Below are 11,662 nucleotides of genomic sequence, written 5' to 3'. Positions count from 1 at the left end.
GAAGGGGGGGGGGGGGGGGGGGGGGGGGGGGGGGGCGGGGCGGGGGGGGGGGGGGGGGGGGGGGGGGGGGGGTGCGGGCGTAGGCGGCGCAAGCGGCCAGCGCAGGCGGAGCGCGGGCGGGGGTTCCCGGTTCTAGGTGGGCGGGCCTGCCGGGCGGGGCGCCTGCGCGGGCGCGCCCCCCGCGGGCCCGCGGGCGAAGCGGGTGAGGAGGTTGAGCGTGGCCCGCCGGGTGAAGGCCGCCGCGGCGTCCGTGACGCCGTGCCCGCACGCGCGCCCCCGCAACGCGCAGACCCACCGCATGGTCCCCGACGCGAACACCCCCGCCCCGCTGGCGGCCGTGTAGTAGGTGCTGTGCGAGACGCTGGCCCGTCCACCACAGGAGAACGGCGACTCGGCCAGCACGCGCACCCCGTCCGGCGACCCCCGCGACACCCGGTCGGTCTCCACCCCCACCATCCCGGGAAAGCGCCGCCCCTCCGTCCCAGCGAAGATCCAGTGTCCCGGCCGGCTCACCCGGTACACCCCGTCGGCGGGAAAGCAGTCGTACATCTGCCCCACCAGGGAGCTCTCGGGATCCGACGCCCGCCACAGCTCGCAGAGCCGTTCCTTGTCGCACAGCACCTGCCTGCCGCGCATGGCGATGCGCCAGTAGACGGCGTTGGCGCCGAGGAAGGCGAGGTTCGCGCCGGCGTCCCTGGCCTGGGTGACGGCGCGGCGCATGCCGGGCGACCAGTACTCGTCGTGCCCCAGCGAGAACACCGCGCGGGCGCCGTCCAGCGCGCCCGGCGCGAGGTCCAGGTTCGTCAGGTACGCGAGCGGCACCCCGCTCTGCTCGGCCACGGCCAGCGCCTCCTTCTCGAAGTCGAGGAAGAGCCGGGCGCCGGTGCCGTCGTAGGGCCGGTCGAAGGTGACGGCGCGGGAGCGGGAGGCGTACCCGCCGGGGCCTTTGTAGAGGCTGTGGCCGCCCCACAGGTTGTACGCCTGCCAGGTGGTGACCGCGTTGACGATCACGACGCGCCCGGCGGTGGAGGCGGAGCGCACGGTGATGGGGACGTAGCGCTGGGCGCCGGTGGAGGCGTCGAGCCGGACGAGGTAGGCGCCCTCGGGCCAGCCGCCGGTGTCCACGGTCAGCGACGGTGACCAGTGGGCGGCGCTCGCGGTGCCGTTCACGATCCTGGCGGGCGCCTGCCGCTCGCCGCGCACCCGCGCGGACTCCCACACCTTGGACGGGTTGGCGCCCATGCGGAAGGCGCTGGCCGAGAAGCGCGGCGCGGTGGTGGAGACGTGCAGCCGGAACCGCTCCCCCGGCAGCACGCTCACCTCGTCGGCGTAGCCCTCGATCTCGTGCTCGGCGCCGTGCCGGGTGATCCGCCACGACTCCTGCACGTCACCGGCCGACGGCGTGCCGGCCGGGGCGGCCTGGGAGGCCGACGTGGCGACCGGCTGGGCGACCGGCTGGGCGGCCGGCTGGGTCGCGGGCGCCTGGCCGCAGCCGGCGGCGCAGAGGGCGAGGGCGAGCAGGATCTTGCGCACGTGCCCATGGTCGGGACCGCGCCCTCCGCTGAGCCGCGACTTGGTGAACTCCTTACATGATCAGCACGCAGGCCGGGCTTTCCACCTCGGACGACTGCCCGTCGGGCGCGGGCACCCCGTCCGTGAGGGTGAAGGAGGTGACGGTGTTGGCGTTCTGGTTGGCCACGTACATGCGCTCGCCGTCGATGGCGAAGTGCCGGGGCCAGGTGCCGCCCGAGGGCACCTCGGCGACGGGTGACAGGTCGGCGGCGCGCAGCACGGAGATCGTGTTGGGGCCGCGGTTGGCGACGTAGACGAAGTCGCCGTGCAGTTCCAGGTGGGAGGGGGCGTTGTCGCCCTCCTGGCGGGAGGCGCGGACGACCGTGCGGCGCTCGCCGTCGATCAGCGTGACGGTGCCGTCGAGCTCGCCCGCCACGTACAGGCGCGAGCCGGCGAAGGCGAAGTGGCGCGGGCCGGTGCCGGGGGCCATGGTGATGGGCTCCAGCGGGGTGCCGTCGTAGCGGTAGCGGCGGATCTCGTCGGTGCCGAGGTCGGAGACGTGCAGGAGGCCGTCGTGGAAGACGGCCTGGTGGGCGTGCGGGCCTTCCTGGCGGTCGGGGTCGGGGCCCGAGCCCTGATGGCGCAGGACGATCGGCTCGCCCGCGAACGCGCCCCGCTCGTCCAGCCGGTAGAGGGTGGCCGTGCCGTCGCCGTAGTTGGCCACCGCGAGCAGGCCGCCGTCCGGCTCCACGGCGACGTGGCAGGGGCTGTGTCCCTCGCTGGGGCGCTCGTCCAGCGCGCCGAGCTGCGCCCCGTCCGCCCGGAACGCGCTGAGCCAGCCGCGTTCGAGCTCGCCGACGGCGTACAGCACCGGCAGCGAGGGGTGGGCGGCCAGGAACGAGGGCGCCGTCACGCGGGTGAGGTCGCCGCCGATCGTGACGATGCCAGGGCCGTACCCGCCTATGCGTACGTACTTCACAGCGGGGTTCCTCCTATGGTTGACTGTGGCAATGAGTTCGTTGACAGAAGCAAGGGTTTCTGAGGTCAGAGCCTTCAACCGGTTCTATACGAAGGTGATCGGCGCGCTCCAGGCAGGGATGCTTGACTCGCCGTACTCGCTGACCGAGGTGAGGGTGCTGTTCGAGCTGGCGCACGCCGAGCGGATGGAGACCGGGGAGCTGCGCGGGCTGCTCGGCCTGGACGCGGGCTACCTCAGCCGGATCCTGGCCCGCTTCGAGGGCGACGGACTGGTCCTGCGGGAGCGTTCTGCGAGCGACGCGCGCAAGCACCTCGTCGCGCTCACCGAGGCGGGGGCCGGCGTCTTCGCGGCGCTCGACCGGCGCTCGTCGGAGGAGATCCGCGCCCTGCTCGACGGGCTCCCCGAGGCCGACCAGGAGCAGCTGGTCGCCGGCATGGCGACGATCAGGCGGCTGCTGGGCGGCGGGCAGGGGCGCGCGCCGTACGTGATCAGGCCGCCGCGCGCCGGCGACCTGGGCTGGGTCGCCTTCAGGCACGGCGCGCTCTACGCCGCCGAGTACGGCTGGGGCGTGGAGTTCGAGCAGCTCGTCGCCAGGATCGTGGGCGGCCTCGACTTCTCCCGCGACGCCGGGTGGATCGCCGAGGTCGACGGCGAGCGGGCCGGCTGCGTGTTCTGCGTGCGGCAGGACGACACGACGGCCAAGCTGCGCATGCTGCTGGTCGAGCCGTCCGCCCGAGGGCTGGGCATCGGGCGGCGGCTGGTCGACGAGTGCCTGCGGCACGCGCGGGCCGAGGGGTTCAAGCGGATCGAGCTGTGGACGCGCGACTGCCTGGACAGCGCGCGGCGCATCTACCAGGCAGCCGGGTTCGAGCTGGACTCCGAGGAGAAGGGCGTGGAGAACGGGATCGAGGTCATCGAGCAGATGTGGTCGCGCGACCTCTAGGCGCGGCCCTGGGCCACCAGTTGAGCGGGCCCGCCAGGCGCATCAGGCTCGGCACCAGCACCGCCCTGATCACGGTGGCGTCCACCAGCACGGCCACCGCCATGCCGACGCCCAGCATCTGCACGAACGTCACCGACGCCGTGGCGTAGGCGGCGAACGTGAGCGCCAGGATGCCGCCCGCCGCGGTGATCAGCGGCGCCCCCGACTGCAGGCCCGTGGCCACGGCCGACTCCGTGTCGCCCGTCCTGTCGTACTCCTCCTTGATCCGGGAGAGCAGGAAGACCTCGTAGTCCATCGACAGGCCGTAGGCGACGCAGAGCATCAGGATCGGGATGCTGGGGTCGAGCGTGCCCGTCGGGGTGAAGCCGAGCAGGCCCGACAGGTTGCCGTCCTGGAAGATCCAGACGAGGGCGCCGAACATCACGCCGAGGCTCAGCACGTTCAGCAGGGTCGCCTTGATCGGGATGATCACGCTCCTGGTCATCAGGAACAGGACGGCGAACGTCACGCCGAGCATCAGCGCCAGCAGCAGGGGGAGCCGGTCCACGACGGAGGCGCGGTAGTCGGACAGCTCGGCCGGGTAGCCGCCGACCAGCAGCTCGAAGGGCGGCGGCACGGCGCGTACGGTCTCGACCAGGCGCACCGGGTCGTCGGCCAGCGCCGCCGCCGACGGGACCACCGACAGCCACGTGCCCTGCCCCTGGAACCTGGCCGGGTCGCCGTCGCCCACGCGGGCGCCGCCCGCGTACGAGCCGGCCGACGAGTCCACCTGCGCCACGCCGGGCAGCCTGGACAGGCTCGCGGCGTAGCCGGAGACGTCACCCGCGGCGGCGTCCCTGGAGACGAGCTGGATGGCGTCGGTCTCCTCGGCGGGGAAGGTCTGGCGGATGACCTCCTGCGTCTGGCGGGAGGCGGCCTCGGGCGGCAGGACGCGGTCGTCGGCCACACCGAAGCGCAGCCCGAGGAACGGTGAGGCGAGCACCAGCAGCAGCCCCGTGGCCAGCCCGCCGGTCAGCAGCGGGCGGCGCATCACCCGGGTGGCCAGCCCGTGCCAGAAACCGTCCGCCCTCAAGCCGCCCGCCCGCTTCCGGTTGTCCCGCTCCGGCCCGTCCCGCTTGGGCAGCATCGTGCCGCCGATCGTGGCCAGCACGGCGGGCAGCACGATCACCGCCGCCACCAGGCCGCCCAGGACGACCGCGATCCCGGCGTAGGCGAAGGAGCGCAGGAAGTCGAACGGCAGCGCGAACAGCACGGCCAGCGACGAGGCCACCGTCAGGCCGCTGAACAGCACCGTCCGGCCCGCGTGCTCGACCGCCCCGGCGACCGCGGCGGCCCGGTCGGCGCCGCGCCGCGTCTCCTCGCGGAAGCGCTGGATGACGAACAGGCAGTAGTCGATGCCCAGGCCCAGGCCCATGGCAAGGGTCAGGTTGAGGGCGAAGGTGGAGATCTCGGCGTACAGCAGGACGCCGCCGAGCAGCGCCAGGCCGATCACCATGGCGTACACGCCGGCCAGGATCGGCACCAGGGCCGCCATGGCGCGCCGCTGGTAGAGCCAGAGCAGCACGAACGCCAGCGGGAAGATGACCAGCTCGGCCCGGACGAAGTCCTGCCTGGCCAGCGGCACGGCCTCCCTGAACACCTCCTCCCCTCCCCCGGCCCGCACCTGGAGCAGATCGCTGCCCCTGGTGATCTCGGGGACGAGCGCGGGCAGGACCCGGGCGCGCACGTGGTCGGCGTCTCCGGGGATGCGCACCACGATCAGCGCGTGCCTGCCGTCCTCGCTGCGCAGGGTGGCGGGCTTGCCGCGGGTCCAGTACGAGGCGGACTCGGCCACGCCCTCGTGGCGGCCGACGCGTTCGGTCAGCTCCCTGCCCGCCGCCTCGTTCGCGGGGTCGTCCACGGTGCCGCCGCGCGCCGTCACCAGGAAGATCATGTCGGGGCTGCCCGTGCCGAACCGCTTCTCCAGCTCGGCCTGCGCCCGGTCGGACTCCGACCCCGGCGCCTCGAACCTCGCCAGCGACAGCCCCGAGGCCGCCCCCGCCGCCAGCACGCCGGCGCCGACCAGCAGCGCCAGGGCCAGCGCGAGCACCAGCCTGCGGCGGCGGACGAGCACGAACCCGAGCCTGCGCAGCGGCGGGCCCTTCGTGGCCGGACGGGCGGAGCGGGCGCGAGTGGTCACCATGAGATCTCCCCGAAAACTCGGTAAACTGCTCGTGTTTTACTGTCGAGACCCAGAAATACAAGTGAATGCTCGTATTTGTCAACGAGGAGACCCATGCCTGAACGCACGGTCCGCCGGCAGGCGCGCGGCCTGAAGCGCATGGCCGAGATCCTCGACGCCGCCGAGCAGGTGGTCGCCGAGGTCGGCTACCCGGAGCTGACCACCAACCAGGTCGCCGCGCGGGCGGGGGTGTCGCCGGGGTCGCTGTACCAGTTCTTCAGGAACAAGGAGGAGATCCTGGACGGGCTCGTCGCCCGCTACACGGTCGACCGGCAGGAGTTCTGGGCCGGACGGCTGGCCGCCGTCACCCCGCAGGTGCCGCTGGAGGCGCTGGTGGGGCAGCTCGTGGACGAGAGCGTGCGGTTCAAGAGCGCGTCGCCCGCGTACTGGTCGCTGCTGTACGGCACGGCCACCGGCGACCAGCTCGCGGCGGCGTCCCAGCGGCTGCACGAGGACATCGCGGGGCACATCGCGGACATGCTGCGGCGGCGCTCGCCCGAGCTGTCCGAGGAACGCGCGCGGCTCACGGGGACCATGGCGCTGGCCATGGTGAAGGCGGTGATGCCGATGATCACGTCGGCTGGGCCTGAGCGGTCGGCCGAGCTGGTGGACGAGCTGAAGCTCATGCTCGTGCGCTACCTGGCATGATTCCGGCGGCCGTCAGCGCGGAAGGCGGTAAGGCGCGCATGGCCGTCGCGGGCGCAGGGCCGTCACGTGCGGAAAGGGCCGCTCACCTCGAACGTGTGCCCCTCCGTGCGCCCCCGCCTGGCCGAGAAGTACAGCCGCTCGCCGCGCGGCGAGAACGCCAGCCCGGTCAGCTCCGCGCCGTCATGCCCCTCCAGCCGCAGGAACGGCGTCACCGCCCGGTCGGGCGCGATCACGTCGATCTCGGCACGCTCCCTGGCGACGTACAGATCGCCGGACGGGGCGGCGGTGATGGCGCGCACGCCCTCGCAGAGCCGGTCGAGCGTCGAGGTCTGCCCGTCGTACGCCCACAGCCCGGTGTCGCCCTTCGTGGTGAAGTAGCACACCCCGCCCGCGTAGTGGCAGCCGTCGCCGCCGTCGAAGTGGCGGGCGTCCTCGACCTGGTGGCGGGCCTCCATGAGCAGGGCGGCCGGCGAGGGCACGGCCTGCCAGTGGCCCGAGGCGCACAGCACCTCCAGCGTGCCCTCCGTCAGATCTCCCCAATCGCCCGGCCTGAACCGGTAGAAGCAGCCGTCCGGCTCGTCCTCCGTCATGTAGATGACGCGCCGCTCGGGGTCGCAGGCGGCGGCCTCGTGCTTGAAGCGGCCCATCGCCAGGCGCGGCCGGGCGGCGCGGGCGCCGTACGGGTCGCACTCGAAGACGCGGCCCCGATGGCCCAGCTCGCACGACAGCCAGGTGTGCCACGGCGTGGCGCCGCCGGCGCAGTTGAGATCGGTGCCCGACAGGATGCGGTAGGCGTCGCCGACGCTGCCGTCGGCGCGGAAACGCAGCGCCGAGGCGCCGCCGAGCAGGGGCAGCTCGGAGTTGCTGACGTAGATCCAGCCGTCGCCGTCGGGGAAGCAGGCGCCGCCGTCGGGCGCCGCGTGCCAGGTCAGCCCGGCGACCTTCTGGCCGGAGCGGGCCACCACCCGGCCGGTGAACCCTGGGGGCAGCGCCATACCGCCCGTGCCTGCCAGGCCGAGCGGACCGTACGGGCTGACGCCGCCCGGCACGAGCGGGCCCGTGCGGAGGAGAGTCTTGCGCGACATCGTGGGGCCTCCCTCTAGGTGCCACGCTAGTCGACCGCACCGACATGAATGGCAGGGACTCGCGACATCAAACTCTGCGCAAACCCCGATGGCCGTTCGCCGGGCGGTCGGCGGAGGGTGACTTTCCGTACGACCGGCGGGGGTACGCGAGGCGGCGACCTGCCGTCTCATGACGGCGGGGACGGGGGCGGGGACGCGCTTCCGGATCACCGCGAGCCAGGCGCCGGTGACAGCACCATGGCGGACGCGGACATGTCGGGGCCGGGCGTGGCGAGCTTCGCATTCAGCTCGGCATGCGAAAGCCCGGGCACAGAGCCCGGGCTCTTCGCGATGGGTTCAGACACGCCGGTGTCACCGCTGTGCCTGGAACATCCAGTGCTGCTTGTCGATCTCCTGCGCCACGGCGATCAGCAGGTCCTGGCTGACGGGGTCGGCCTCCTCGGTGGCCCGGATGCGCTCGTACATGCGCTTGCTGACGCCGTCGAGCACGTCCGTGATCGTCGCCAGCACCTTGCCGTCCTCGATCCAGCCGCTCTCCGGCTGCTGGAGCTTGCTGGAGCGGGAGATCGTGGCGGCGCGGCCGTCCGGGTTGACGCCGAGGGCGACGGCGCGCTCGGCGATGGTGTCCATGTGCGTTCTGGCCAGCGCGACGACCTCGTCGAGCTGGAGGTGGATCGAGCGGAAGTGGGTGCCGATGAGGTTCCAGTGTGCCTGCTTGGCGACCAGCGACAGGTCGATGAGGTCCACCAGGGCTCCCTGGAGGGCCTCCGCGACAGTGTTCTTTGCGTCGCCCGAGAGCGGGCCGGTGATGGTAGCCATGTCTACCTTCCTCCCCAGCGGTCGGAATTTACACATTCCACAACGAAAAGGACGCCCCGGATCTTCCGCTCCCGACTGTCATTGACAGTGTAATAGTGACAGTGTCATTGTGAGGTTATGAGTGACACCTGGACGATCGGCGAGCTGGCCGAGCACGCGGCGCGCGCCCTGCGCGCCGGCGCGCCGTCTGCTCCCAACGGGCGGGTCCGCGATGTGCCTGGCGAGCGGCTGATCAGGTGGTACACGACCATCGGGCTGGTGGATCCGCCGCTTACCCGGCGCGGGCGGGTGGCCAGGTACGGGCGGCGGCATCTGCTGCAGCTCGTCGCCGTCAAGCGGATGCAGGCGGCCGGGCGGTCGATCGCGGAGATCCAGGCGGCGCTGGCGGGGGCCACGGACCGGATGCTGGAGGCGACGGCCCACTTGGAAGGCCCGCTGCCGGTGGCTTCGCCGGACGGCGCGCCGGCGCGGGATCGCCCGGCCCAGCCGCCCGGGGGCGAGCGCGGCCCCGTGCCCGCGACGGGCGGCGGTGAGGGCGTGCGCGGCCGGTTCTGGGCTGAGCGGCCCGGCAGCGGCGCGACACCCGCCCCGAACCCGGCGCACGTCCAGGACACAGCACACGTCCAGGACACAGCACACGTGCAGGACGCGCCGCACGTCCAGGGCGGGGCACACGACACCGTCACGCCGGGCCCGCCCCACGGCGCGGACACGTCCCAGGACCGGCGCACACCCCACGGCCCGGACACGTCGCAGGACCGACACGCACCCCACGGCGTCGGCGCGTCCCAGGACCGGCACGCACCACACAGCACCCCCACACGACGGAGCGGCGCCGACACCCGGGCGGACCCCGCCCGGCTCGTGACAGGGATCAGGTTGGCGGACGGGGTACGGCTCGTGCTGGACACGACCCGCCCCCCGTCGGAGGAGGACGTCCAGGCGGTACTGGCGGCGGCGCTACCGCTGCTCGCGGTGCTCGAAGAGAGGGAGCTGACATGAGGATCACTTCACTGGAGCCCGCACGGTGCCTGCCGGTGCCGGACGCCGGGTTCGGCGCGCTGCTGACCGAGCGCGGCAACCTGCCGCTGGAGAGCGTGGACGTGACCGCCGGCATCTCGGGCCTGATCGCCGGGGTCGAGGTCACGCAGGGTTTCCGGAACCCGTTCGACGTCACGCTGGAGGCCACGTACGTCTTCCCGCTGCCCGACAGGGCGGCCGTCACCGGCTTCCGGATGGAGGCCGACGACCGGGTGATCGAGGGGGTGCTGAAGGAGCGGGCCGAGGCGAGGGCCGACTACGACCGGGCGCTGCGCGAGGGGAAGCGGGCGGCGATCGCGGAGGAGGACCGGCCCGACGTGTTCACGATCAGGGTGGGCAACATCCTGCCCGGCGAGCGCGTCTCGGTGCGGCTGACGATGAGCCAGCCCCTGCCGTACGAGGACGGCGCGGCGACGTTCAGGTTCCCGCTGGTGGTGGCGCCGCGTTACATCCCGGGCAGCCCGATCGACGGCCCGCCGGCCGGTGACGGCACCGCGCCCGACACCGACGCCGTGCCCGACGCGTCGCGGATCAGCCCGCCGGTGCTGCTGCCTGGCTTCCCCAGCCCGGTGCGGCTGTCGCTGTCGGCCACCGTGGACGCGGCCGGGCTGGAGCTGCGCGAGCTGGCCTCCAGCCTGCACGTGGTCGAGGAGGAGGGCCACACCGTACGGCTGCGCCCCGGCGAGCGGCTCGACCGCGACTTCGTGCTGCGCCTGTCGTTCGACGCCTCCACGGCGCTGCAGCTCGACGGCCGGGGCACGTTCGCGCTCACCGTGCTGCCGCCCCCGCTGCAGGCCGCCCGCACGCCGCGCGACCTGGTGCTGCTGCTCGACAGGTCCGGCAGCATGGGCGGCTGGAAGATGGTCTGCGCCCGCCGGGCCGCCGCCCGCATCGTGGACACGCTGACGCCGCAGGACAGGTTCGCGGTGCTCACCTTCGACTCGGTGGTGGAGCAGGCGTTCGAGGGGCTGGTGGAGGCGTCCGACCGCAACCGGTACCGCGCGGTCGAGCACCTGGCCAGGGTGGACGCGCGCGGCGGCACCGAGCTGCTCGAACCGCTGCGCCAGGCCACCGCCCTGCTGGGCGGCGCGGAGAGCGGGCGCGAACGCGTCGTGGTGCTGGTCACGGACGGCCAGGTGGGCAACGAGGACCAGATCCTGGAGCAGGCGGGCGGCGCGCTGTCGGCCATGCGGGTGCACACGGTCGGCATCGACCGGGCCGTGAACGCGGGGTTCCTCGGCCGGCTGGCCGGGCTCGGGGCGGGGCGGTGCGAGCTGGTCGAGTCGGAGGACCGGCTCGACGCCGCCATGGACGCCATCCACCGCAGGATCGGCGCCCCGCTGGTCACCGACCTGTCGCTCAAGGACCTCGACGTCGAGCCCGGCACGGTCACCCACCTCGGCTCGATCTTCCCCGGCGTGCCGCTGCGCGCGTACGGGCGGCACCGCGAGGGCACCTCCGTCACCGTGCAGGGGACGGCGGCCGGCGCGCCGTGGGAGGAGCGGGTGCCCGGCGTGACCGTGGACAACCCGGCCATCCGCGCCGTGTGGGCGCGGGCGCACCTGCGTGAGCTGGAGGACCGCTACGCCATGGGCGAGCACGACCTGGAGCCGCGCATCGTGCGGACGTCGCTGGAGTACGGCGTGCTCTGCCGGTTCACGGCGTACGTGGCGGTCGACACCAGGCAGGTCGCCGGTGAGGGGCCCGAGCATCGCGTCATCCAGCCGGTCGAGCCGCCGAGCGGGTGGGAGCTGCCGAGCGCGGCCCCGGCGGGCGTGTTCGGGGCGGGCATGACGCTGGCCGCCGCGCCCGTGGCGGCGCCGAGGATGCGCATGCCGTCGGCCGGGCTCAGCCAGGCCGACCTGGATCAGGGGTTCGTCGGCGGGGGCGGCGCGGAGAGCGGCCCGGCTGCGGCCGGTCCCGTCCTCGGTGGCCCCGCCGTTCCTGGCGGGCCCGTGTACGGCGGGGCGCCGATGCCCGCACCGTCCGCCCCCGCCGGGCCCTGGCGCAAGTCCGGCGGCCGGCCCACGCACCGGCTGGAGTCGGTACGGCCCCAGCTCTCCGCCGAGCTAGACCGGCTCAACGCCCTCCCCGCCCCCGACCTGCTGTACCTGGCGGACCTCGGCACCCGGCTGGCCGCGCTGGCGGCCTTCCTCGGCGGGAACGAGGACCTGGAGGGGCTGGCCCGTGAGCTGGAGGGCGCCGAGCGGCCGGGCGCGGACGCGCGGGCGCTGCACGATCGCGCCGTCGAGGTGCTGACCGCGCTCACCGGCAGCGCCTCCCCTTCGCCCGACCCCGGCCCTGGCGGCGCCTCCCCGTCGCCAGGCTCCGCGCCTCAGGACGGCCGCCGCCGCGGCCCGTTCTGGAAGCGAGGCTGATCGGCCACAGGCGACGCGCCGCCACCGTCCTGTGAC

Annotated in this window: 9 protein-coding genes; 4 read left to right on the top strand and 5 right to left on the bottom strand. The window is 73.8% G+C overall.

Features of this window, described 5'->3' with window-relative positions; genetic code table 11:
* Window positions 1–132: 132 nt before the first annotated feature.
* Window positions 133–1,533 carry a N,N-dimethylformamidase beta subunit family domain-containing protein gene (locus ABD331_RS33105; protein WP_344483426.1) on the bottom strand — a complete coding sequence of 467 codons (1,401 nt, stop codon included), beginning with the start codon at window positions 1,531–1,533 and terminating at the stop codon, window positions 133–135.
* A 52-nt stretch (window positions 1,534–1,585) separates the two neighbouring features.
* Window positions 1,586–2,491: a lactonase family protein gene (locus tag ABD331_RS33100; RefSeq protein WP_344483423.1), complete on the bottom strand. Its 906-nt coding sequence runs from the start codon at window positions 2,489–2,491 to the stop codon at window positions 1,586–1,588.
* A gap of 94 nt (window positions 2,492–2,585) precedes the next feature.
* Between ABD331_RS33100 and ABD331_RS33095 the strand changes: the two genes are divergently transcribed.
* Entirely contained in the window at window positions 2,586–3,434 is an 849-nt protein-coding gene (locus tag ABD331_RS33095) for a bifunctional helix-turn-helix transcriptional regulator/GNAT family N-acetyltransferase (RefSeq protein ID WP_344483420.1), read from the top strand.
* Here the strand turns inward: ABD331_RS33095 and ABD331_RS33090 are convergent.
* A complete protein-coding gene (locus ABD331_RS33090) occupies window positions 3,403–5,616 on the bottom strand; it encodes an MMPL family transporter (RefSeq protein WP_344483418.1) in 2,214 nt (737 codons plus the stop codon). The two genes, ABD331_RS33095 and ABD331_RS33090, sit on opposite strands and share 32 nt — an antisense overlap.
* A 93-nt stretch (window positions 5,617–5,709) precedes the next feature.
* Here ABD331_RS33090 and ABD331_RS33085 point away from each other — a divergent pair, with 93 nt between their 5' ends.
* Window positions 5,710–6,303 carry a TetR/AcrR family transcriptional regulator gene (locus ABD331_RS33085; RefSeq protein WP_148438089.1) on the top strand — a complete coding sequence of 198 codons (594 nt, stop codon included), beginning with the start codon at window positions 5,710–5,712 and terminating at the stop codon, window positions 6,301–6,303.
* 62 nt (window positions 6,304–6,365) lie between these two features.
* Here ABD331_RS33085 and ABD331_RS33080 read toward each other — a convergent pair whose 3' ends face one another.
* Window positions 6,366–7,388 carry an alkaline phosphatase PhoX gene (locus ABD331_RS33080; protein ID WP_344483412.1) on the bottom strand — a complete coding sequence of 341 codons (1,023 nt, stop codon included), beginning with the start codon at window positions 7,386–7,388 and terminating at the stop codon, window positions 6,366–6,368.
* A 351-nt stretch (window positions 7,389–7,739) separates the two neighbouring features.
* Window positions 7,740–8,207, bottom strand: coding sequence for a Dps family protein (locus ABD331_RS33075; RefSeq protein WP_148438087.1), 468 nt, complete (start codon window positions 8,205–8,207; stop codon window positions 7,740–7,742).
* Window positions 8,208–8,324: 117 nt separating this feature from the next.
* Here ABD331_RS33075 and ABD331_RS33070 point away from each other — a divergent pair, with 117 nt between their 5' ends.
* Both ABD331_RS33070 and ABD331_RS33065 read left to right on the top strand, forming a co-directional pair.
* Window positions 8,325–9,209, top strand: coding sequence for a helix-turn-helix domain-containing protein (locus ABD331_RS33070; protein WP_344483407.1), 885 nt, complete (start codon window positions 8,325–8,327; stop codon window positions 9,207–9,209).
* Window positions 9,206–11,626, top strand: coding sequence for a VIT domain-containing protein (locus ABD331_RS33065; RefSeq protein WP_344483404.1), 2,421 nt, complete (start codon window positions 9,206–9,208; stop codon window positions 11,624–11,626). Before ABD331_RS33070 ends, ABD331_RS33065 begins: the two co-directional genes overlap by 4 nt.
* The last annotated feature ends 36 nt before the right edge of the window (window positions 11,627–11,662 follow it).

It is taken from the genome of Nonomuraea monospora (assembly GCF_039531895.1).
Classification (GTDB): Bacteria; Actinomycetota; Actinomycetes; order Streptosporangiales; family Streptosporangiaceae; genus Nonomuraea; species Nonomuraea monospora.
This window is presented reverse-complemented; position numbering and strand designations above follow the sequence as displayed.

Bases quoted from the DNA above. Each gene is read 5' to 3' on its own strand.
- ABD331_RS33090 (WP_344483418.1), bottom strand. From the start codon at position 5,616: ATGGTGACCACTCGCGCCCGCTCCGCCCGTCCGGCCACGAAGGGCCCG.
- ABD331_RS33085 (WP_148438089.1), top strand. From the start codon at position 5,710: ATGCCTGAACGCACGGTCCGCCGGCAGGCGCGCGGCCTGAAGCGCATG.
- ABD331_RS33080 (WP_344483412.1), bottom strand. From the start codon at position 7,388: ATGTCGCGCAAGACTCTCCTCCGCACGGGCCCGCTCGTGCCGGGCGGC.
- ABD331_RS33075 (WP_148438087.1), bottom strand. From the start codon at position 8,207: ATGGCTACCATCACCGGCCCGCTCTCGGGCGACGCAAAGAACACTGTC.
- ABD331_RS33070 (WP_344483407.1), top strand. From the start codon at position 8,325: ATGAGTGACACCTGGACGATCGGCGAGCTGGCCGAGCACGCGGCGCGC.
- ABD331_RS33065 (WP_344483404.1), top strand. From the start codon at position 9,206: ATGAGGATCACTTCACTGGAGCCCGCACGGTGCCTGCCGGTGCCGGAC.